Below are 23119 nucleotides of genomic sequence, written 5' to 3' on the forward strand. Positions count from 1 at the left end.
TGCCGGGCCGCTCACTTCGCCCAGCGAGTGGCGTGATAACTGCTGGGCAGATTGACCACGCGCACCACGGCTCCGGTGTGCGGGGCCTCGACGCACTTGCCGTTGCCGATGTACATCATGACGTGACCGGGATTGCCGTTGTTGAACTCCGACTGCGGGAAGATCAGGTCGCCGGGCTGGATGGCGTTCGGGGCGACCTCCGGAAGCTGGCGGTACTGCGCCGAGGCGACTCGCGGAATCTGCACACCCGCTGCCCGGGCCGCGTACTGGGTCAAACCGGAGCAGTCGAACGAATTGGGCCCTTCCGCGCCCCAGACATAGGGATCGCCCTGCTGCTGCAGGGCCACCTGGACGGCCTTCTGCGCGGCCGACGATGCGGTCGTACCGGCCGGCTGGGTGTATTTCCGGCCGGCCAGGTTGTACATGTACTGCGTGGTGAGCCGGTTGATTTCGGCCGCGGCCTCCTTCGAGTTCGCGCTGCCGCCACTGACGATGCGAGTGGCCTTCTCGAGGGCCTTGGTGAGGATGTCGTGCACCTTCAGCTGCCCGGCCTTGGTATAGGCCGCCGAGCCCAGTTCGGCGAGTTCGGTGTCGACATCGCGCAGCAGTTGAGTGACGGCCTTCTTGTCGAGTTTGTGCTTGCCGGCCAGCCGGCGCATGTAGTTGACCAGGTCGTTGTCGAGGGTGTTGAAGGCCGTGGCCGCATTGCGCTGGAACAACTGGTGTGCCTTGATCTGCGCGGCGGTCTTCCCGCTGCCGGCGCTGCTGCCCGAACCGGTGCCGGTGTCGAGCTGTTTTCCGCTGCCGCCGGAGTTGGGACCGGTGGGGTCCTTCCCCTCGTCGCCGTAGGTCTTCTTGAGTTTCTGCAGTGCGTCGAGCGCCTGCTGCGCCTCGGGGGTCAACGTGCCGCCCGAGCCGGATTGCTGTGTACCGGAACCGTTTCCGCCGCCGCCCTTACCGAGGCCGGACAGCGCCGAGGCGAGCATGGGCAGCATGCTCATGCCCATCATCGCGGCCGGCAGGATCGACATCATGGCGTCCGGATCGAGTCCGCCGCCGTCGTGCCCGTCCGCGCCGCGTCCGGCCGCCGGTTGCGGTGGAACGGCGCCCGCACCGGTACCGGGCGTGGCCGCTTGTACCGGGCCACCGGTTCCCACCGTCGATGCGCCCACACCCGAGGGGATCGATCCGGACGACGCCGGCGGCGGGGCGGGCGGGGCCGGTGCGGCAGGTGCGGCGGCGGCCGGCGGAGCGGCAGCCGGCGGAGCGGCGGGCGTTCCCTCTCCCGGCGCCGCCTGCTTGCTCGGATCTGCTTGCGCCGCACCGGAACCGGGCGCCGGCGGTGCCGACGTACCCGATCCGCCCGGCTTCCGCTGCCCCGGCTTCGTCCACGGCGTCCCCGGACTCGGCGGATTCTCACCGTCGTGTTCGGGCTCGGCATTCGACTCCGGTTCCGGGACCGGGTCGAGGCCGGTATGCCACACTTCCGCACTGGTCATGATCCGCTCCCCAGGACCCGTTTCACTCGTACCCCGGCACCGCTGGGCATGCCGGTCTCCAGCACGCCGCCGGATATCGGGTCGGCGGTCACCACCGCGGCCGGGCCGACCGCGATACCCACCCTGGTCGGCATATGCGACCGGTAGTCCCAGAACACCAGATCCCCGGCCGACACGCGGTCCGTTTCGACCCGCTGCCCGCACAGCCCCTGTGCGGCAACGGTATCCGGCAAAACGACGACCGAGGAGACATCGGCGCCGGGGCTCTGCGCGGACCGCCCGCAACCGCCGGCCGACGGCGCGGATTCCGCACCCGCCCGCCCCGCGCTCGCGGCGGGATCACCGGGCGCCGCGCCCAGCAACCCGCATCGGCCGGTGGTCCACACCGCCGACGCCTGGTAGATCACGTTCTTCGCCAGCACGGCCGCCGTCATCGACTGCCCCACCTGCGCCAGCGCGACCTGACGAGCACAATCGACCGCGGCACCGGCATTGGTCGTTCGCAGCGCCGGCAATTGGTACGGCGCGGACTGCATCGCCGTCAGGCAATCGCGCTCCCACCCCGACACCTCGGAATCGTCGGGGGCGATGGTGAGTTCGGCGAAGGGGTTGGTGGTCGGAATATCCGACGGCTGAATCGTTTCGGTGGTTCCGATGCCCGTGCCGGTGTCGGGGGTGCTCTCCTCGTCCGGTCCCAGCGCACTGTCGCACTGGTACCGGAAATCCGCCGAGGCCGCCGAGCCGGAACTGTCGGTGGCGACCACCAGCACGGTGGCCAATCCGAACAGTGCCGCTACCGCGAGCAGCCCAATCCACACCCACGCCGGAATCAACGAAAGGAGTATGAACCGACCCAGCATTGCGTACCTTCCGACCTCGTCCTACGGCTGCAGATATCTCGCGACCTCGGCCATTCGGCTCTGCCAGTTGGGGTTGGCGTTGTTCTGGCCCTTCGGGGCCACCGAGTTCCAAGGAGTTCCCTGCGCACCGCTGGCCCAGTGGTCGGTATTCACCGCGTCGAAGACCAGCGTCCTGAGGTCCCTGATCCGATCGGCATCGGTCACATCCTCCATCAGATGTTCGGTCGATTTCTGGATGAGTTTGGCGTGCTCGTTGCCGATCCACTGGCTCATTCGAGCCGCACGTTCGCGAGACAGCCTGGTAGTTCCGTCGATTCCCACGCTCTGCAGGTGCTGAGCAGCTCTGTTGGTGGCGAGAGCCCCCGCACCGAGGTCGTCACCATCGATAACAGCCTGCAGTGCCACCATCTTTTCTTTCGTGGGGTTCAGCATGTAGTCGTTGACGAAATCCCGCTCGACGCCTGATGCCGCCCCGCCGTCCAAGGCGACACCGCCGCGCTTGATCCGCCGGAACGTGCGCGATGCCTGTTCCAAATTCGCGAAATCGGCCGCGGTTTCCACCGCATCGCCCTTCCCGTTGACGAGCAGACGCGCCGAGTTCTGGGTCCGGCGCAGCGCGGCGACCAGCAGGCTGAGGTCCTTGTCCGCCACACTCTCACTGCTGGCGTTGTCGGCGATTATCTTCCGGGACCGCCCGACGATGTGGCCCAGTCTGTCGTTCTTCAGCCCCGCACCGAGCATCGCGCCGTGCGAGTCGGCGATACCACCGTCCGCATCCAGTACACCCTGAATCGCGCCGGCCATCCCGCGAACGGATTCGATTCCCCGGGAACCCCCGTACGCGCGCGCGCCTTTGCGCGCCTCCCGGCTCAAGGCCTCCCACTTCGCCATGGACTGGACGTACCAGCCCCGCGAACCGCCGAATCGCTTCTCGTCCACCCACGCGCCGGCCTGCGCTTCGGCCATCAATTTCTTCATTCGCGACTGCGGGTGAAAGCCGCCCGGAAGGGCGCCGAGCAACCATTCGGTCAGAGGCGAGTTCGAGATGGTGCTCGCGCCGGCCATGACGGCCATCATCGTTCCGCTGCCCAACTTGTGGTGCGCGCCCATCTCGCCCATCCCCAGCGCATGGCCCCCGCCACCACCGCCGCCACCGCCGCCTCGGCCCGGGTTCTGGATGGCCAGCGCGAATCTGTTGGCCACCCATTCGTTTCCGCTGTCCAGGCTGGCGGTCAGCCGCTTGAACTGGAGGAAGCCCACGATCATCACGATGGCGCCGATGACGAACACCGACATCTCCTGCCCCTTGGCCTGCCGGAACAGATCTCCGAAGAACAGCAGATAGACCCCGAGCGCGATGATCTGCACGCACATGCGCACCGCGGACATCATGCCGTGCACGACCGCGCGCACGGTGAACGTCTGGGTCGGACCGTAAACCAGTCCGCCACCGGCGAATCCGAAGATCGTCATGATTCCCCAGTACACCGAGTCCAGGGCCGACCAGATGATCTTGAGCGACAGATAGGCGGCGAAGATGAGCAGGATCGTCGCGGTGATCAGCAGCAGCAGACCGGCGCCGATCTGCCCGAAGCTCGGGTTGTCGGCGGCGCGGGCGGCCGCCTGGTCCCCGCACGACTTCATCCCGTCCTTGATCTTGCCTTCGCTTCCCGACCGCACTCCGGCCGACCAGGCCGCCGCGCATCCGGGCCGATCGTCGACGACATGCCCGAAATTCCACACCTGCAACGGGCGGCGCGCGAAATTGTCGGCCATATCCTCCTGCAGGGTCGGCACCATGGCGGACGGATCGGGATTGCTGTTGCCGTTCAAACCCGCCGACACCGACAGTCCGACATTGCGACCCTCGGCCAGCAGCCCGTGGGAGGACAGCACCTCACCGAGCGGATCGGATAGATAGACCGGCCCGATCACCGCGACCACGAGCATCGTCAGTACCTGGACCACGGCCTTGGCGTGAAAACCGCGCTGGAGGAAGTAGGCGGCGATGAGGGCACCGATGGAGGCGAAGGTCGCCAGCATGATCGGCGTCGCCAGCTGCCCGGACAGGGCGTGCGCCACCCCGTTCAACGGCGCGCTGAACACATTCAACCAGCCGAAGTCGAGCACCCAGCCGACCATCCAGGTCGGCAGCGTGACCAGCACCATGAAGAAGGCGAACAGCAGGCCGAGCACGATCGCCAGCCCGGTGTTGCCGGGGTGCAGGATGCCGCCGTGGTTGGTCGCGTAGACGTAATCGGCGAGCGAAACACCATGGGAGTCACGGACTTTCGTCCAGCCCAGCGCGCTGTTGCCGCCCGGCCCCTCGGTCTCGGTCTCGACGGCCGCGGTGGCGACCGCCCCGACGACCATCGGGACGACCAGGAAGACCACCGCGACGATCGCCGACCAGGTGATCCACCGGCGCCGCCGGGTCGAGGTCAGCCGGCGCCAGCAGCGACGGGCGACCACGCGCGGTTGCCACTGTTCGGCGTCCCAGAACTCGAGTGCCCGGGAGGCGTCGAACAGGCGGGGACCGTTCTCGAATAGTCGCGGACCGCGACGGCGGTCGGAGGCGGTGCTAGAGGTACTCATCCGGACTTCCGCTCACACCGAGACCTGCCGGGCCACGGCCGACCGGCGCGCACCGGCTCCCGCGGTCTGCGGCGTACTGCCGATCGCCTCCGCGCGATCCGGCCGGGCGGGACCGAAGACCTTTCCGCGGCCGATGCGGTTGAGCGCATCGCGCATGAACATCTCACCGCGGCGTTCGTCCGGCACGGTGCGTCCCGGCCCGCTGGGCGGTGACGTCTCCTCCCGCAGCACCTGCAGCAGGAACGGAGTCTCGTCCAGGTCGACGCCCAGCCACTGCAAACTGTTGCGCGCCAGCGTTTCGTCGCGCTGCCGGAAGACGAAACGGTTCGGGATCAGATTGTGCGCCGCGCCCCGGAAGTCGGTGGCCGGATCGTGGGAGGCCAAACCGATGGCGGCCAGGTGCTTTCGGCCGTCACGGCTGAAATCGGACGTGACGGCCGATCCGACGTGGGTTTGGGTGAAGTGGTGGGCCTCATCGCCGACGAGGAGTCCGAACCGGCCGTTGTCGGACAGAAACGCCTCGCGCGCGGCGACTCCCACGAGTTCGTAGAGTGCGGTGCCGAGCCGCTTGGTCAGCGGCAGCCGGTTGTAGAGGTGCGGGGTGGTCAATTCCTCGGCGGTGGGCAGCGCCAGATTGTGGCTGCGCACCACGGTGGCGGCGGCATCGAGCCGCAGCACCGGCAGCGTCGGATCGAACAGCACCGGAACCCGATCGAGAATGGTGCCCAGGCGCGCGGCCAGATCCGCGAATTCGTCACCGGCGCCGCTGTCGCGCAACCGGCAGACCACATCGTGCAGGTCCAGCATGCTGCGAATGCCGTGTTCGGCGATGCCGCGAGGCGTGAGCAGACTGCTCATGGCCGCGCCGGCTCCACTGGTCGGCGACAGATCCAGCAGCGGCAGAATGGAATCCAGTGTCCGCTCGCCGGCGACCCGGGGCGCGAACAATCGCAGCGGGTCCAGGGAGACGGTCGGATTACTCAGATCGATGACGACGGCATTGTCGATGGAGGAGGCGAAGTATTCCCACTCCCCCACCTGACTGCGGTCGATAGCCAGGAACTGCCCGCCCATATCGTGGACGAGCACGGCCATCAGTTTCAGGAAATACGACTTGCCCGAACCCAATTCGCCAGTGACGGCGAACGAGGCGGACAGATCGTGCAGCGCCGCCTCCATGATCCCGAAATGGATCGGCTCGTAATTGCCCGAGAGCAGGTTCACCCCGATGACGGGCCCACTGTCGTCACCGATCTGACTGGTGGTGAACGGTACGAAACCCGCCCACATATCCGAGGGCAGGATGTGCGCGAAGTCGTCGTAGGCCCGGCGGTGCGGGCTGCCGGGAATCATCATCGACCACAGATCGACCTGGGCACCCAGCGGCGCGGTCATCTCGACCTGGAAACGCTTGTAGCGCCGCTTGAGCATGTTGACGGCGTCCATCGTGGTCTCGTGTGAGGAGCTGCCGACCGCGATCACCGTCGTGAACGACACCTCCGATTCACCGCTGTTGACCTCGAAGTGGTGGTTGTACTCGGCGAGCATCGCCGCCTTGGACATCAGGGTGTTCTGCGCGAACGAGATCTCCTGGTCGCGCTGATCCATCTGTTCGCCGAGGCGGCGCAGATTCAGTTCGTTGCTCTTGAGCACGGATTCGGCCGGTTTGGTCGACACCCGCATCGCCCAGTCGACCGTGACGTCGTCCATCCCTTCGAGCACACCGAGGAATTCGCTGCCACCGGGAAAAGGCATGCCGCCGTAGGGAAATGCGTGCGGGGTGAGCATGGCCTGATACGACGGGCGGAATTCGTAGTCGGGCTGCACCACCTTGATCACCGGTACGAACGACGGTCGGACGCGGCGGCTGCTGTCGGCCTGGGCCCCCTCGTCGAGGGCGGCGGAGCGGAATACCGCCGCGGTGGCGTCGTCGATCACTCCCGCGCGCGTGGGCGCGACCGGATCGCCCGCCGCGCCACGGGAGAGATAGTGCTCCCACAACCACTGGAATATCGCGGCCGGCACCGGAACCGGATCGAAGTCACCGCCGATGCGGGACAGGATCTCGTTGGCCTTCTCGTCGTATTGGTCGAGCGCTTCGCGCGAGATCGACGAGACGTCGACCGCGGTGGAACCACTGCGCCACATCCGCGAGAGCCCGGAGATCCCGGCGCCGGCATTACCCACCGGAATGCTCAGCAGGAATATCCGCGTCTGCGGCAGGATCGCCTGCACCCGCTCGTAGGAGGCGACCACCTCGAGGGCGTAGTCCTCGCATTCGTCGAGGTCCACGCCCTCGACCATTTTGCTCAGGACATCCAGCGTATTGAGCCGGGCCTGAATGCCCAGCAGCAGCGAACCGGCGGGCAGGCTGTTCACCAGCGCGTGGTGCGCCGATTTCACGTTGTGTTTGTCGCCCGACCGGCGCAGTCCGTAACCGAGGGGATTGATGAAATAGGTGGCGGTCACCAGTCCGGCGTGCGTGAACTGGAGATTTCCGCGCACCGCCGCGGTCGGTTGCAGATCGCGAACGAATGCCATCAGCCACGCTCCCCGGCGGGCACACTGTCGTTGTCGCTCACCTTCGCCAACGTCCTACTCCATCTGTCGAGCACATTCCCGGGCAGCACGCGGGTCCGCGGTGGTGGCGGCTCCACGGCGTCGGCCCGTCGATCGGGCAGGATCACCACGATGCTCTCCTCGACGTACATCGTGTGCCGCGCGGAGTCGGGGGTCACCGGAATTCCGGAGGCGGACACCGGCTTTCGAATCAGGATCAACCGTCCCACCCACATCACGCGGGACGTCAGCCGCACACCGGTATACGGAATCAGGCCGATGCCGAACACCACGGCGACGGTCAGGGCCACCCCGATCAAGAAGGTCACCGCCGGGTTGATCGGCAACGCCATCGCCAGAACCGAGGCGATCAGGATCACCACCACGCCGGAGATGATCTGCGGCAGGGTGTACGGCCCGAACGGAAGCTTCTGCCCGTTCTGGGCCTTGCCGATCATGATCGGGACACGTTTGATCGGCGTGTAGACCTTGATCAGCTCAGTGGCCATACACTCCGCCGACGGGCTGGTCCGGCACGATGCGGTTGGAGTCCACCCGGGCGTAGTTCACCACGGTCGGCAGGATCCAGAACAGGATCGCCGCCACGATGGCCGACGCCGCGACGCCGAGCACCTTTCCGGGGGACAGTTTCGATTTCACCCCCTCGGAGATGAGCAGCGTCATACCCGCGATCGCGATGATGATGATGCCTGCCCAGCGCACGAATTGCAGGATGTTGAAGAGGATGTAGCCGAGTTGACTTCCCATGACGCCGTCCTTTCCGGATCAGTTCTGTGTCGCCGGTGGGACCGAGACCGCGGTCGACGGTGCGGTGGTCGGAGTGCCGGAAGCGGACGCCTTGGCGGAGTCCTGCGTCTGTGCGCCGGAGACGACCGCCAGCGGGTTGCGCAGGGCCGGAAGGGCATCCATGGATTGCACCTGCCACTGTCCCGAGTTGCGGATCATCGTGAGCGGATAGGCCAGAGTCGGAGCGGCGCCGGCGCCGGCCTTCGGATTGATCGTGGCGAGCACTTTCGCCGAGCCCGCGCTCGCACCACAGCTCGCGTCCTCCGACGACACCGTGGTCGTCTCGACGGCCGTGTACGGAGCCGGTTGCAGGGCCGCGATCCCGGAGTTGGGCGTGACGTAGCGGGCCACGTCGCCGGAGCCGGTGAGGTAGGCGGCCAGGAATCCGGATGCCACCTGTGCCAGCGGAGTGTCGGTGCCGCAGGAGATCTCGTAGTTCAGTACCAGATCGTTGCCGCGGCCGGGCGCGCCGACCGCCGACGGGAGTGCCAGCGCGCGGCGGCGGCCGTCGGCGGCGACCGAGACCGGCACGCGGTAGTACTCGCGAAGTCCGCCCGCCGCACCGGTTTTCGCGACGCGGACCGATACGGTCACCGCCCAGACGTCCATACTGCTGTTGCCGATACTGCGCGAGGCGAAGACGACGATCGGATCGGAGACCTGCCGCGGCGTGGACGGGAGCGTCATCTGCTGTGCGTCGACGAATTCGGCGAGCTTCTCCTGCTGCCCGTTCGTCGCCGACAGGTAGGTCACCACGAATTCCTGCGCGAACGATTCCGCCAATTGCGCATTTCCGACGATCGTGGTGGTCGTGGCGTCGGAAGGCCCCGGCGGCGGTGTGGCGAACCAGCTCAGTACCGCGTGCCCGCCACCGAGGACCGCCAGCACGGCGAGGACGGCGAATACGGCGTTGTCGCGGCGGCGGCGAGCGGCCATCCGGCGAAGTAACTCCTCGCCCGAATCCGCCCGTCTGCCAGCCGATGTCCGCACTCTCGAAATGGTAGAGAGCTGCACCACGTTACCGGTTTCGGCTATTCCCCCGGATGGGAACTTCGCCGGCGATACCGGCGTGGGCGTCAATTCACCGGGCTGCGATTCATGCGAAAGGCGAGCCGGTGCTGAAGTTGATCGTCGTAACCGATCGGCACCCGATGGTTCCGCGCCGCGAACGCCTCGCGATGCGGTTCCATCATCGGGACGTCGTCGGCGACCCGAACCAATTGCGCGATGGCCAGCTGCCGCGTCGAATATCCCGGATACGGATACAGCAGCATCGAGGTCGGTGTGTAGCCGCCGCCGTAATTGAGCGCTCGCACCGTCACTCCGGCCGTGTCTCCGGCCGCCAGCCGTCCGCTGAGTTCGATCAGCCGGCCACGGTCGTCGGGATGGAAGACGTCCACCGGACGGAACAGGTAGTCCCAGCGCATCCATGGCGCCGGATCGGTGAGCCAGTGCGAGATGCTGGTGTGCTCGAGTTCGATGACCGCCAGATGGGTTCCGGCTCGTCGATGCGCCTCGCGCAGTCCGACGCGTTCGAGCGTCGACCACGTCGCGGGCTGATCATCGGAGGACACATCCTCGATCAACCACCACGCACCACGGGTGCGGTCGTCGTCGCGTGCGCGGATGGTGACCCGCCAGCGGCCGGGCCTGCCGGAGTTGTGCGGCACCGCGACGTCGAATTGCATCTTGGCGCCGGCCTTGGGCTCGTAGAGCAGATCGAGCACTTCCGAATGGCGATCGAAGGCCGTCATGCGGTGGAACACCTCGGCGATCGACATCCGGGGCACATATTCCTGCACGTCCACGCCGGGCAATCGGGTGATCCCGCTGGGCTGCTGCACGGTCTGGGAGTCCAGATCCCAGATCGCGCCGACCGCGGGACGCGGCTCGGCGACCGTGGCCGCGGCCGGTCCTATCCACAGCCGCAGGCCGTGCACGTCGCCGGCCGGACCGAAGACCGGCCGCAGCTTCAGTTCGTGTTGTCCGGCCCGGGTCGGGATCCGCAGATCCACCTCCTCGGCCCGGTCCCGTGCCGAATACAGCGCATCGGCAAGCCGCGCGGTGGTGAGGCTGTCGTATACCGCCGGCATCTTCGTCAGCACCCGCTGCACGACTCGCTGCCAGCTCGCGAACTCACGCGGCGTCTCCCCCACCGATGCCACCGTCATCACGTCCGGCATCAACGTCTCAATGGTTATCCATGGGATTACTGCGTCGCTTCGCATCGCGCTCGCCCGTACCAGCCGTTCCTCCGGGGGATCTGACTCCGACGAGTCAGCTCGTTACCTGTTTAATGTACCGTTAGATAGCGGTTCAATCAACAGGTTTCGGCATTTCCGCAGGTAGCAGGTGAGCCGACCGACGGCATAACAAACCGACCGGAGCACTTCATCCCACCATAGGACGGAAGACGCTCCGGTATCGGCTCTTCGGTACGAGTGCGGTTCGATCAGCCGCCGGCCATGATGCCGAGCACTCCGGCGCCGGCCAGTACACCGATGTCGTCGATCTCCGACGGGATCACCCGCAGCCCGGTGAGAAAGCCGATACGGGCGTGCGTCGCCACTGCCGCGTTCAACGGTTTCCACAGCGCCGGACCGGCTTTGGACACCGTGCCACCCAGCACCACCAGGTCGAAGTCGAGCAGGGGCGCCACCGAGGCGATGGCCCGGCCCAGCGCCGTGCCCGCCCGCTGCAAGCCCTCGGTCGCCACGGAATCCCCGTCCGCCGCCGCGGTGTTCAGCTCGGCCACGGTCGTGCCACCGAAGCCCTGGGCCCGCGCCCAGCGAAGCAGCGAACGCCCACCGGCCACGGCCTCGACACAGCCACGACCACCGCATTCACAGGGGTCGTCGAAGCCCGGAACGAGCACGTGGCCGAAATGTCCCGCGTTGCCGGTGCGCCCGACCACGGAGAACCCGCCGACCGATACGCCCGCGGTGATCCGGTCGGAGACCAGCACCGACAGCGCGTCCATGACGTCACTGGTGGCCCCGAAGTTGCGCTCGGCCAGCGACATACACACGCCGTCGAGGCCGATCTGCACATTCGCCGCCGGGAACAGTTTGCCCACCGCTTGCGTCAGCGCGAAACCGGTTCGCCACTCGGGTATCTCGACGGGCGCCACCACACCGGCGGACATGTCGATCGGGCCCGGCGAGGCGATTCCTACGGCGGTGACGTCCTGGCCCTCGGCCGCCTCGACGAGCAGGTCGCGGCACACTTCCCAGGTGCCGGCGGCCGGTATCGGAACGCGGCGGACGTCGTCTTCCTCGACATCGTCGGCCACCCGGCACGCCGCGAAGCCGTCCGCACCGATCTGCAGAGCCAGAACCGTCATTCAGTCACCCACCGCCACAATCGTTTCCATCCATCGGCGCGTTCGTCACGCGCCGATCCCGGTCGGCCGCAGCCGATGCCCGAGCACGATACGCCGCCGTGGGGTGGGCGGCGCGGGTTCGGCACAGACCGGCCGCGCGCCGGTGCGGATGATGCGCAGCGGGCGTTTGTGGTCGATCGGCGCGGTGCGGTGGCGGTCCAGGTTCTCCACGATCTTGCCCGCGCTGTCGTAGGCGACGCCGGCCCAGATCATCGCGCGGGGGCCGTCACCGCGCGTGATGAGAGTCTGTGCGAGCTGGGAACATTCGGCCAGCAGGGGGCAGCCGGAACAGATCCGCACTGCGGCGCGCCAGGATTCGGGGTTGCCCACGTCGAGATCCCAGTCGTCGGGGCCGTCCGCGCAGGGGGGCCGGTGCGCGGAGCGCACTGTCGCCGACGGCGCGGGTAGAGGTGAAAGTGCGGTCGGCACAGGGGATCCGAGGGGAAGCCGACGCGAGTGGATTGTGCTCATTTCCGTCTCCGGGGATGCCGAGGACACACGCGTGCAATCACCGTGTGGTTCGCAGACGTGGCCCATGGTCGGGCGGGCATCGGGGCTGCTCAACAGTCCCCGGCAACCAGCAGCGAACTGCTGTACTCGGCACGTTAACCCACGATTTGGCTGTCAGCAACCGCTTTCGCCGCTATTTAACGGCACATTGACCAAGTCGTTGCACGGATGTATCGTCACTTAACGGGACGTTTTTGTACGGTCCGTTTTTCTACGGGGTAAGTTGTGATTTCCTAAGAGGTATGGCTGTGCACTCGGAGTACACGATCGACGAGCTGGCGCGGGCAGCAGACACCACCGTGCGCAGTGTCCGCGTGTACCACGAACGGGGGTTGTTGCCGTCACCGGAAGTCCGGGGCCGCATCGGCTACTACGGATCCGATCACCTGGAGCGGCTGCACACGATCAGCCGGCTGCTCAGCCGGGGTATGAAGCTCAACGGGATCCGTGAACTGCTCGAGGCATGGGATCGCGGCGACGGGCTCGCCGACGTCCTCGGGGTAAGCGACGCTCCGGGCGAGCGCGAACCCGCTGCCACACAGGAGAAGCCGAACAACGACGATCCGCTCGCGGATCTGCCCGACTACGTCAAACAGGCACTGGCCGGCAGTTCCGACCCCCTGGAGGCCTATCGGGTCGCCAATCCGCGCTGTGGCGACCTCGCCGCGCGCCTCATCGACAGCGGGGTGCCCGACACCACCGCCTTCCAGCTCGTCGAGCGGCTGCGCGGGGAATGCAACCAGATCGCCGACCGCTACGCCACCGAATTGTTCTACTGCCTGGCCGGGCAGGCCTACGAGCGCTCACAGCGCGACAGCAAGGACCGCGCGCGGCTGGAAACCGAGGTGGCCATCGCCCGCCTGATCGTCACCCGCGCCGCCTCCGAGCTCATCGACCAGGCCTTCGCCCGGCACGCGGAACTGCCCGCACCCAACGAGGCCGCCCGATAAGTCCGGTTGTTCGCCGTGTCCGTCGCACCGGGCCGGTAGGCTCTGGGAATGCGCAGGCCTCTCGTCCCGCGGCGGGTTCGCGGAATCAATACGCTGGATCGGCGTCTGGTCGACCGGAGCGCGCGGTTGCGGCCGAGTGCCGCCGATACCGTTCTGCGCTCGCTGAGCCACGCCGCCAACGCCAATCGGCTGTGGATCGCGGCGGGCGTGGGCGCCATCGCCTTCGGGACCACTGCTCAGCGCCGCGCCGGAGCGCGCGGACTCGTCGCCGTCGGCATCGCGAGCGGGCTGGCCAACGGCGTCGGCAAACCACTGTTCCCGCGGCGCCGGCCCCCTGCCGAGGCGGTGCCGCAGATGCGGCGCCTGATCTCGCCGCCGATCTCCTCGTCGTTTCCCTCCGGCCACGCCGCCTCGGCGGCGGCCTTCGTCACCGGAGTGGCGCAGGAATCACCGGCGCTGGCGGTCGCGGTGGCGCCGGTGGCGGCGGCGGTCGCGTATTCGCGGGTGCACGTGGGCGTGCACTGGCCCACCGACGTGCTCGCCGGCGCGGCGCTCGGCGCCGCCGTCGCGGTGGGCACCAGGCGATGGTGGGCGGTGCGTCGCGACGAACCCGCGACGGTCGGCCCGGCCCAGCGGATCGAACCGCTGATCGGCGGCGAGGGCCTGCTGCTGGTCGCGAATCCGAATGCCGGTAGCGGCGACGGCGGCGGACTGCTGGCCGATCTGATCCGGAAGCTGCCGGAGGCGGTTCTGCTCGAACTCGGCGAGGATATCGACTTGGACGCCGAGATCGACACCCGGGTGCGATCCGGTTCGATTCGCGCGCTCGGCGTTCTGGGCGGGGACGGCACGGTCTCGGCGGTCGCGGAAGCGGCTGTGCGACACGGGCTCCCGCTGGCCGTCTTCCCGGGCGGCACCCTGAACCATTTCGCCCGCGACGTGGGTGTCGAGGATATCGCCGCCACCGTCATCGCCCTCTCCTCCGGTCAACTGGCGCTGGCCGACACCGCGCGGGTGCGCCTGGACGACGGCAGCGAACGCACGCTGGTGAACACCGCCAGCCTTGGCGGTTATCCGGATTTCGTCCGGCTGCGCGAACGCTGGGAACATCGCATCGGCAAATGGCCGGCCGCCGCGGTGGCGATGGTCTGCGTGCTCGTGCGCGCCCAGCCGCTGCGCGCCACCATCGACGGCGAGCCGGCCTCGGTGTGGATGTTGTTCGTGGGCAACGGAACCTACCGCCCCGGCGACCAAGTGCCCACGGCCCGAACCGATCTGCACGGTGCGGGACTCGATATCCGGTATCTGCGGGCGGATCGGCGGTTCTCGCGGGCGCGGCTGATCTGGGCCTCGCTCACCGGAACCCTCGGTGATTCGCCCACCTACGTCCATCGGCGTGCGGACAAGTTGCGGGTACGCGTGGACGGACCGCCGATTTCGCTGGCCACCGACGGCGAAGTCGACACGCGCGGTGCGTCTTTCGATTTCATCGGCGATCCGTCGACACTGCCGGTATTCCGGGTTGCCGACCGCGATTCGGGTCCCCGCCGCTAGCCCGCACCGGAGCCTGCGCCGAGAAGAAGTACACACCTCGTGGTATGAAATCCCTAGTTTTCACATGACGGAGGTGTCGGATCGTGACGCAGGCCAATCCCATGACGGTCGAATCGGCCGAGGCCGCTCTGGCGCGGCTGACCGCACACGATCGCGGCGTGCTCACCGATCTGGTGTGCCGGGTCGACAAAGCCGCCTCCGGCACCGCCGCCGCGGCCCGGTCGCGGAAGGCGCCGGTCCTGGACGAGGTGGTGCGCTTCCTGGTCGATCGGCATCTGCTGCTGACCCACTTCAATTGGGGCGCTTGGGAAGAAGGGCAGCAGGTGATCCAGCGCCGCGACCGCGCGGTGCTGGCGACCTGCACGGCCCAGCAGTGCCTGCAATACCTCACCCTGCTGGTCCGCGCGGACCGCTTCACCGAGGGCACGCTGGCCTCGGCCTTCGAGTCGGGGCTGATGCAGGCGCTCCTGCACCGCCTGCATCAGCACACCTACCCGCACGCGGGACGTTAACCCTCGGCCAGCGCGCGCACCCGGGCGAGGACGTCGGGATAGCGCTTCAGATGCGCGCCGCCGTTGAGATCGACGGCCGCACCGGTCATCCAGCTGGCCCGGTCGGAGGCCAGGAAGGCCGCCATCTCGGCGATCTCCTCGGGCCGGCCGCTGCGCCCGAGCGGGGTGTTCTCCAAATATTCCTCGGTCAACCCCGGCACATACGCGATACCGGCGACCAGCGGGGTGTCGACCAGGCCCGGACTGATCGCGTTCACCCGGATGCCACGCTCGGCCAACTCCAGCGCCGCGACCTTCACCAGCATCAGCACACCCGCCTTGGCCGAACAGTAACCGGCCATTCCGGTGCCGGGCTGACGGCCGTTGAGGGAGGCGATGCAGGTGATGGATCCGCCGTCGGCGAGGTGGCGGCCCGCGTATTTGATCGCCAGGAAGGATCCGGTGAGGCAGACGTCGACGGTCGTCTTCCACTGTGCCAGTTCGAGTTCGGTGATCGGGCCGGGCAGTGACAGACCCGCGCAGTTCACCACCGCGTGGAGGTCGCCACTCGCGTCGAAGCCGGCGGCCACCGAGGCCTCGTCGGTGACGTCGAGCGCCACCGCGCTCGCCGCACCGCCGATCTCGGCCGCCACCGTCCGTGCCGCCTCGAGATTCACATCGGCGACCACGACGCGAAAACCGTCGCGCGCCAGCGCATGTCCGGTGGCGCGGCCGATGCCCGAACCGCCGCCGATCACCATCGCGCCCCGTGTGCCCGCAGGGGTTTCGGGCAGGTTCGCCGCGTCGCCGGGTGTGCTCATCACCGCGCCTCCTGGGTGGTCGCGCGCTGCGCGGCGAGATGGCGGGTCAGGAAGTGCACCTGATGGTCGACGGCGGGTTCGAACCAGTCGTTGCCGGCGAAGATGTCGAAGTGGTCGCACGGATAGTGGCGCACCTCGGCTTGTGCGGCGAAGGCGGCCTTGGCCGCCGCATGAGCCGGCGCGGCCCGGTCGAAGTCGGCGATCTGCATCAGCACCGGCGCGGTGATGCGCGTGGCTCGCCGATCGGCGCGGTAGTTGCCCAGTTCCAGCCCGATCGCCGCGTCGACCTCGTTGCGCCAGGTCGGACCGGCCAGTGCGGTATAGCTCTCGTAATAGCCGTCGGCGGTCAGGGCGGCATGCTCGCCGGGCCTGCCGACCAGCGGCATCATCACCCGATTGCCACCGAAGCGGCCGGCCAGGGCGCTGCGCACACTCGACACCGTGGATTTCGCGATCGCCGCCGCGCCGACCTGCGCGAAAGCGACTCGGCCCGCGGCCAATCCGTTCACCAGCGGCACCAGCGCCACCACGGCGCAGATGTCGGAGCGATCCGCGGAGACGGTGAGGGCATGGCCACCGGACAGTGAGATGCCCCATGCCACCAGACGATTCGGATCCACCCCGGGCTGTCGTGCGGCCGCGGCCAGTGCGGCGCGGTAGTCCTCGGCCTGCGCGGCCATCGAGACCCGCTGCCGGGGCGCACCGGCGGAGGCGCCGAAACCCCGGTAGTCGAAGGCGAATACGGCGAGTCCGGCCGCGGCGAGGCGCTGCGCGAACGGCTCCAGTCCGGAATCCTTCGTCCCGCCGAATCCGTGTGCCATCACCACGACCGGGCGGCCCTCGGGACCGTCGAACGGCCCGTCCGCCGCCCCTTCGAAAAACCATGCGTCACAGGTGGTTCCGCCGGAGCTGAAGTCGACCTGCCGATACGTCGTCACTGCGCCACTCCCACCGGTCGATCCGCCTCCGTCACTCGCGCCCACGGCGGTGGCCCCGCCAGCCGCGCTCGTTCCGCGCCGGCCGGAATCTCGCGCGCCCGCATATCGTGTTCGTAGAGGAAGTAGTCCACCTGCTGGGTGTGGCGGGCACTGGGCACCATATGGCCGGTGTAGTGCTGTTGTTCGGCGACGATCACCCGCCGCATCTCCTCCGCGGACGGCAACCGGTAGCGGCCCACCGCATACGCTCCGATCAACCGCGCCTGACATTCGACGAACGGGAACAGAGTCGGAGTGGACTGGGCGAATCCGGCGAAGGCCAGATCCTCGATCCCGGGCAGGAACATCCGCTTGTACAGATCGATCTTGTTGTCCGGAGCACTGATGAACTCCGGGTCGAAGAACGGGAAGGTGATGTTGTAGCCGGTGGCGTAGATGATGATGTCGAAATCGTCGGCGGTGCCGTCCGCGAAATGCACGGTGGCGCCGTCGAATCGGTCGATATTCGGTTTCGGGATCACATCGCCCGAACCCAGCCGCAGCGGCAGTTCCACCGACTGGGTCGGATGCGCCTCGAAGAATTTGTGATTCGGCTTGGGCAGGCCGTAATTCTCCGGCCGCCCCGCCGTCAGCGGCTGACCCCACTGCGCGACCTTGCGCTGCCAGGAGAACGGGATGTACGGGCTGGTGCGGTAATACTTGTCGGCCGGCTTGCCGGCGATGTATTTCGGCACGATCCAGGCGCCGGAGCGGGTGGACAGCGTCAGCTTGTTGCCCAGCGCCTTCGACGACAGCTCCACCGCGATATCGGCGGCACTGTTACCCAGCCCGACGACCAGAATGCGCTGATCGGAGAAGTCCATCGGGGTGCGCGGGTCGATGTAGTGGTGGGCGTGCATGGTGCGGCCGGTGAATTCGCCCGGGAATTGCGGATAGCGCGGATCCCAGTGATGGCCGTTCGCCACGACCAGGAAATCGAAGTGGCGCACCTCGTTTCGCTGGGTGCGCAGCTCCCAGCCGCCACCCGGCAGGCGCCGCGCGTGTTCCACACCGTTGCCGAATTCGATGGAACGGTAGAGATCGAAGGCGGCGCAGTAATCGTCGAGATACTGCTTGATCTGGGTGTGGTGCGGGAAGTCCGGGAATTCCTCGGGCATCGGGAAGTCGCGGAACGACAGCTGATGTTTCGAGGTGTCGATGTGCAGGGAGCGATATGCGCTGCTGTGCCCGTTCGGATTGCCGAAGGCCCAGTTGCCGCCGACTCGATCCGAGGATTCGAAGCACACATACGGCACCCCGTAGTCGCCGAGCATCTTGCCGGCGGTCAGACCGCTGATTCCGGCGCCGATGACCGCGGTACGCGGTTGATACATCACCACTCCTTTCACGCCGTGGGGCGTGTAGACAGATTCTTGATACTGTCTACTAGTAGACACATTCTCAGATCTGTCCACACATTGCTAGGGTTTTCCCGAAACCGGTCGACAGCGGACCGGTGCGGGTGTGCGGCGAAAGGGGCGGCGGATGAGCGAGACGACAACCACGACGGTGGTCGATCGGCTCTTGGAAGCGACACAGAAGTTACTGGCCGCCAAGGGAATTCGGGCCACTACCATGATGGAGGTGGCCGAGGCGGCGGGCGTCTCGCGCGCCTGGCTGTACCGGCACTTCCCGGACAAACCCGCGCTGATCGGCGCCGCGATCGTGCGGCTCACCGACACCTGGTGGAACGACGCGCGCGCCGAACTCGACCGCATCGACACCTTCGCCGAACAACTCACCATCGGCGTGCGCATCGGCCGCGGCGCCTACGACGACCCGGGCGCGCTGCTCATGCGCCTGCGCTCCTCCGAACCCGAGGAGTTCGCGGCGTGCGCCGGCGCCGGCGTCACCGCCCTCGTCCCCGCGCTGGCCGCGTTCTGGCGCCCCTACATCGACCGCGCCGCCGAGCGCGGCGAAGTACACCCCGCCCACGACCTGGGCGAAGTCGCCGAGTGGGTGGCCCGGATCCTGATCAGTCTCGGCACCGTTCCCGGCGACACCATCGACCCCGACGATCCCGCCGCCGTGTCGCATCACCTGGACACCTACCTGCTGCCCGCTCTGCGCCACGCCCCTGCCGGCACGTCTCAGCGGAGCCGCCGTACGACCTGACCAGGGCCGCCGGCGCTGTCGCGCCCACTTCACGCCATTCGGTTCGTATCGTCGAATGGAAAATGGAAATCATTTCCGTTAGTGTCTGATCTCGCTCCATCGAGCGCTGCGCAGAACACAGAACGGAACAGAGATCAGATGAACAAGATCACCCGCATGACCGTCACCGCGATGACGGTGGTGGGCGCCCTGGGCGCCGGTTCGGCCATCGCATCGGCCGCGCCCACGGCGGCAGATCACGTCCTGAGCACCGAGATCATGCCGGGCGTGCAGTACACCAGCTCCACCGCGGATCAGTCCGTGGTGATCGAGACCGCGACGGCCACGCTCGTCGCGGCGGGCGGGCAATTCCAGGTGCGCGACGCCTCCGGCGCCACGGTCGCCGGCGTCACCGCCTTCCCGGCCGAGCCGAAGGCACTGACCGCCGTCCACGCCGCACCCGAGGTGCGGGCAGCGGCACGCGCGGCGACGCCGGAACTGCACCTCGAGAACATCGACGGCGATCCGCAGACCGAGCGTTTCGATGCCGCGATCCAGGCCGCTATCAACGAGTTCGGCCTGGCTACCAGCGTCGGAACGATGACCGGTGGTCTCATCGGCCTGGCGGTCGGCTGCGGAGTCGGCGCCGTCGCGGGCGCGGTGTTCGGCGCGCCCGTCCTCGACGCCGCCGGACTCACCCTCATCGCCGGCTGCTTGGCCGGAGCGGGCGTCCTGGGCGGTATGGGCGCCATCCTCGGCGCCGCGCTCCTCGGCGTCCCCGTCGGCATCGCCTCCGCAATCAAGTTCCAGCACACCATGAACCAGCCCTACGAACAGCACACCCACGACAGCGAGAGCAACTGAACGCGAGTCGGGCCCCGCGATCGATCGCGGGGCCCGAGTTCGTCCTCAGCTGGTGGGCTGGGTCAGGTCGTAGACCGTCATGCCGCCCACTGTTATTGCGGTGTAATGGGATTCGACCCAGCTGGTGATCTCGCTCGCGCTGCCGGAGCCGCCACCCGGACCACGGCCGCCACCGGGGCCGCCGCCCGCGAAGAAGTAGTGGATGTCACCGTTGTTCACGTACTGCTGGAATTGGGCCAGGGTTGGCGAGTTGTCGCTGCCGGTGAAGCCGCCGATCGCCATGATCGATGTGCCGGTGGACAATTCGAGGCTGCCCGCGGATTGGGAGCCGACCGTGGCGGCCGCCCAGCGGTTGGTCGCACTCTTCAGCAGTTCCTGCAGGGCGGTGTTGTCGGAGTCGCCTCCGCCGGGATTGCCGTTGCGCGCACCGGTCGATGAGCCCGTGGAATCGGCACTGCCGGGTGGTTGCGCGTTCGCGGAGTTTCCGCCGGGAGGCATGCCGCCGAACCCGCCCATGCTGTGGCCGCTGCTGGGCCCGGAGGTCGGAATCGACCCGCTGTGCGGGGTCGCCGCGGTTTCCAGGGCATAGGCGGCAGTGCCGGCGAAGCCGAACAGCAGTCCGGCCGCGGCGACCGCCACGGTCATCGTGCCGAGGGCGTGCGCGCCGGCGATGAGGATCGCCGCGACCACGATCGAGCCGACCAGCACGATCCAGCGCAGCGCCGGATACCAGTCGGGTGTGCGATCCAGCAGGACGAAGTTCCACACGCCGGTGGCCGCCAACATCAGACCCAATGCCGCACGCGCCGAACGGAATTCACGTCCGCGCCACAGCTCCACCACCGCGATGCCGACCAGCGCGGCGATCGCCGGCGCCAGGGCCACGGTGTAGTAGGGGTGAATGGTGCCCTGCATGAAGCTGAAGACGACGCCGGTGACCAGCAGCCAGCCGCCCCAGAGGAGCAGGCTCGCGCGGATGCGTCCGGTGCGCGGTGTGCGCCGGGTGAACCACAGGCCGGCCGCCAGCCCGATCAGCGCCGCCGGGAGCAGCCACGAGATCTCGGTGCCCATCGAGTCGCCGAACAGGCGGGTGATGCCGGTGCTGCCACCGAATCCGGTATTGCCGCCCCCACCGGGGCCACCGCCGCCACCGCCGTTGCCTTCGCCGCCCATCACCCGACCGAGGCCGTTGTAGCCCAGGGCGAGTTCGAGCAGGCTGTTGTCGGTGGAGCCACCGATGTAGGGGCGCGAATCGGCCGGCCACAGGCTCACCAGTGCGACGAACCAGCCGCCCGAAATGATCAGTGCAACAACGGCTCCCAGGAGTTTCAGGATCCGGGCACGCAACGCGATCGGCGCGGCGACGAGGAACACCAGGCCCAGCGCGGGCAGCACCAGGAAGGCCTGCATCATCTTGGTGAGGAAGCCGAAACCGACCGCCACCCCGGCCGCCGCGAGCCAGCGGCCACTGCCCTTCTCGGTGGCGCGGACGGTGCAATAGGCCGCCGCGACCAGCAGCAGGACCAGCAGGGCGTCCGGGTTGTCGAACCGGAACATCAGCGCCGCGACGGGAGTCAGCGCGAGCGCCGCACCCGCGATCAGACCGGCCGCCGGACCGCTCCAGCGCCGCACCGCCCCGTACACCAGCCCGACCGACGCCACACCCATCAGCGCCTGCGGCAGCAGCAGCGAGAAGGAACTGAATCCGAGCAGCCGCCCGGACAATCCCATCACCCACAGCGCGGCGGGTGGTTTGTCGACGGTGATGGCGTTACCGGAGTCGAGCGATCCGAACAGCAGGGCCTTCCAGCTCTGCGTGCCCGCCTGCACAGCGGCGGCATAGAAGTCGTTCGCCCATCCCGACGCACTCAGACCCCACAGGTACAGGAACGCGGTCGCGACGAGCAGCACCAGCAATCCGGGCCGCGCCCATCGCGGCTGGTCGGAGGGGCCCGACAGGAGAGCTCCCCATTTCGCGGTCTGCGGTGGCGATCCGGTCGGCTCGGCCTGCCGACGCGGCGCCTCTGTGATCGTCATACGGTTCTCCTCCGCCTCGCTCACCGGGCTGTCTGCCGCGGCCGTCGCATCGAGGATCGCGCCCGGAGGTGGGCCGGCTCTTTGCCGAAGCTATGCGCGAACTGTGAGACGACATCCTTGACCTCAACCAGGGTTGGGGTAAGAGAGTTGTCGCATGACCACTTCGATCGACACGGTGACGCAATGGGTCGAGCAGCACGCTCGTCCGCTCTCCGCATCGGACCCCGAGCAGCCGATCACCGATCCGGCCGCACTGCGTCAGCTGATCGGCGCCGCACGCGTCGTCGCCCTGGGAGCCGCGACCCGCGACACCCACGAGCTGTCCGTGACCGCCCACCGGCTGCTGCGATTCCTCGTGGCACACGCCGGATTTCGCAGCCTCGTCCTGGAAGGCGACGATGCGACCAGCGCCGCGCTCGACGAGTATGTGCGCACCGGGGCCGGCGACCCGCGCGCGCTGCTGACCGAGGCACGATCGTTCTGGCGGACCGAGGAGATACTCGAGGTCGTCGCCTGGATACGCCGATACAACGAGGAGCACCCGGACGATCCTGTTCGTATCGCCCATCCGGAACCCGAGGGCCGGGTCACAGCGGAATCCGGCGACCTCGGCGAGATCGAAAGAATGCTGGCGGACAATGTGATTCGCTGGCACACCGACACCGGACACAAGATCGTGTACTGGGGCGGAACGACGCATACGGTCGCCGCGGCGGCACGACGTGTTCTCCTCGGCGACCAGCGGGTCACCCATCGCAGCGCGGGCGGCCATCTCCGGCAGCATTTCGGCTCCGGCTATCTGTCCGTCGGCCTGACATTCGACCACGGCACGACCACCGACACCTTCCCCTCCCCACCGGCCGACTTCGCCGAAGCCGTACTCGGCCGCGTCGATCTGGACGCCTATCTGCTGGATCTACGCACCCCGGGCCCGGACTCGGTGCGAACCTGGCTCACCGAGCCCGCGAAGACCCGCTTGATCGGGCCCGTGTACGACCCGGACAACGATGACGCGTTCCACCTCTCGGGCGGATCCCTCGGCGAATGGTTCGACCTCGTCGTCCACCACCGAACGGTGACGTCCATCCGGCCACTCGGGTCCCGTCGTGGATGAACGGT

At 67.8% G+C, this 23119-nt stretch carries 20 protein-coding genes; 6 read left to right on the top strand and 14 right to left on the bottom strand.

The window, feature by feature from the left end; genetic code table 11:
- Positions 1–11 precede the first annotated feature (11 nt).
- From RJ03_RS35405 to RJ03_RS35410, 10 genes are all read right to left on the bottom strand, one after another.
- Positions 12–1499 (bottom strand): C40 family peptidase, encoded by a 1488-nt coding sequence (locus RJ03_RS35405; RefSeq protein WP_051025494.1) that lies wholly within the window; start codon positions 1497–1499, stop codon positions 12–14.
- A complete protein-coding gene (locus RJ03_RS37575) occupies positions 1496–2332 on the bottom strand; it encodes an NlpC/P60 family protein (RefSeq protein WP_157163556.1) in 837 nt (278 codons plus the stop codon). The genes RJ03_RS35405 and RJ03_RS37575 overlap by 4 nt, the downstream gene beginning before the upstream one ends.
- A gap of 48 nt (positions 2333–2380) precedes the next feature.
- Positions 2381–4954, bottom strand: coding sequence for a hypothetical protein (locus RJ03_RS31325; RefSeq protein ID WP_051025495.1), 2574 nt, complete (start codon positions 4952–4954; stop codon positions 2381–2383).
- 12 nt (positions 4955–4966) lie between these two features.
- A complete protein-coding gene (locus RJ03_RS31330; RefSeq protein WP_036509623.1) occupies positions 4967–7495 on the bottom strand; it encodes an ATP-binding protein in 2529 nt (842 codons plus the stop codon).
- Positions 7495–8022 (bottom strand): hypothetical protein, encoded by a 528-nt coding sequence (locus tag RJ03_RS31335; RefSeq protein WP_063820484.1) that lies wholly within the window; start codon positions 8020–8022, stop codon positions 7495–7497. Before RJ03_RS31335 ends, RJ03_RS31330 begins: the two co-directional genes overlap by 1 nt.
- Positions 8012–8281 carry a hypothetical protein gene (locus RJ03_RS31340; protein WP_036509625.1) on the bottom strand — a complete coding sequence of 90 codons (270 nt, stop codon included), beginning with the start codon at positions 8279–8281 and terminating at the stop codon, positions 8012–8014. Before RJ03_RS31340 ends, RJ03_RS31335 begins: the two co-directional genes overlap by 11 nt.
- Positions 8282–8299: 18 nt before the next feature.
- A complete protein-coding gene (locus tag RJ03_RS31345) occupies positions 8300–9310 on the bottom strand; it encodes a conjugal transfer protein (RefSeq protein ID WP_245552449.1) in 1011 nt (336 codons plus the stop codon).
- A gap of 86 nt (positions 9311–9396) precedes the next feature.
- Positions 9397–10548, bottom strand: a complete 1152-nt coding sequence (locus tag RJ03_RS31350; RefSeq protein ID WP_269750214.1) for a GAF domain-containing protein — start codon at positions 10546–10548, stop codon at positions 9397–9399.
- 224 nt (positions 10549–10772) lie between these two features.
- Positions 10773–11663, bottom strand: a complete 891-nt coding sequence (locus tag RJ03_RS31355) for an ROK family protein (protein ID WP_036509629.1) — start codon at positions 11661–11663, stop codon at positions 10773–10775.
- 45 nt (positions 11664–11708) lie between these two features.
- On the bottom strand, positions 11709–12131 hold the full coding sequence (locus RJ03_RS35410; RefSeq protein ID WP_157163557.1) for a hypothetical protein: 423 nt from the start codon (positions 12129–12131) through the stop codon (positions 11709–11711).
- 323 nt (positions 12132–12454) lie between these two features.
- On the opposite strand from RJ03_RS35410, the gene RJ03_RS31365 reads away from it, so the two are divergent.
- The 3 genes from RJ03_RS31365 (at position 12455) to RJ03_RS31375 (ending at position 15228) form a co-directional block, all read left to right on the top strand.
- Entirely contained in the window at positions 12455–13162 is a 708-nt protein-coding gene (locus RJ03_RS31365) for a MerR family transcriptional regulator (RefSeq protein WP_036509631.1), read from the top strand.
- A 48-nt stretch (positions 13163–13210) separates the two neighbouring features.
- Entirely contained in the window at positions 13211–14716 is a 1506-nt protein-coding gene (locus RJ03_RS31370; protein WP_036509633.1) for a bifunctional phosphatase PAP2/diacylglycerol kinase family protein, read from the top strand.
- Positions 14717–14799: 83 nt separating this feature from the next.
- Positions 14800–15228: a DUF6508 domain-containing protein gene (locus tag RJ03_RS31375; RefSeq protein ID WP_157122281.1), complete on the top strand. Its 429-nt coding sequence runs from the start codon at positions 14800–14802 to the stop codon at positions 15226–15228.
- Here RJ03_RS31375 and RJ03_RS31380 read toward each other — a convergent pair.
- From RJ03_RS31380 to RJ03_RS31390, 3 genes are read right to left on the bottom strand one after another with little or no spacing between them, the layout of a single operon-like run.
- A complete protein-coding gene (locus RJ03_RS31380; RefSeq protein WP_036509684.1) occupies positions 15225–15968 on the bottom strand; it encodes an SDR family NAD(P)-dependent oxidoreductase in 744 nt (247 codons plus the stop codon). The genes RJ03_RS31375 and RJ03_RS31380 overlap by 4 nt on opposite strands.
- A gap of 59 nt (positions 15969–16027) precedes the next feature.
- Positions 16028–16966 carry an alpha/beta hydrolase gene (locus tag RJ03_RS31385; protein WP_036509637.1) on the bottom strand — a complete coding sequence of 313 codons (939 nt, stop codon included), beginning with the start codon at positions 16964–16966 and terminating at the stop codon, positions 16028–16030.
- Positions 16963–18339 carry a flavin-containing monooxygenase gene (locus RJ03_RS31390; RefSeq protein ID WP_036509686.1) on the bottom strand — a complete coding sequence of 459 codons (1377 nt, stop codon included), beginning with the start codon at positions 18337–18339 and terminating at the stop codon, positions 16963–16965. The genes RJ03_RS31385 and RJ03_RS31390 overlap by 4 nt, the downstream gene beginning before the upstream one ends.
- Positions 18340–18490: 151 nt before the next feature.
- Here RJ03_RS31390 and RJ03_RS31395 point away from each other — a divergent pair, with 151 nt between their 5' ends.
- A complete protein-coding gene (locus RJ03_RS31395) occupies positions 18491–19120 on the top strand; it encodes a TetR/AcrR family transcriptional regulator (protein ID WP_036509639.1) in 630 nt (209 codons plus the stop codon).
- 138 nt (positions 19121–19258) lie between these two features.
- On the top strand, positions 19259–19963 hold the full coding sequence (locus RJ03_RS31400) for a DUF8020 domain-containing protein (protein ID WP_036509641.1): 705 nt from the start codon (positions 19259–19261) through the stop codon (positions 19961–19963).
- A 45-nt stretch (positions 19964–20008) separates the two neighbouring features.
- Here RJ03_RS31400 and RJ03_RS31405 read toward each other — a convergent pair whose 3' ends face one another.
- Positions 20009–22000, bottom strand: a complete 1992-nt coding sequence (locus tag RJ03_RS31405; RefSeq protein WP_036509688.1) for an ArnT family glycosyltransferase — start codon at positions 21998–22000, stop codon at positions 20009–20011.
- Between the two features lie 154 nt (positions 22001–22154).
- Between RJ03_RS31405 and RJ03_RS31410 the strand changes: the two genes are divergently transcribed.
- Entirely contained in the window at positions 22155–23114 is a 960-nt protein-coding gene (locus RJ03_RS31410) for an erythromycin esterase family protein (protein WP_051025497.1), read from the top strand.
- Positions 23115–23119: the final 5 nt, after the last annotated feature.

The organism is Nocardia aobensis NBRC 100429 (genome assembly GCF_000308375.1).
GTDB lineage: Bacteria > Actinomycetota > Actinomycetes > Mycobacteriales > Mycobacteriaceae > Nocardia > Nocardia aobensis.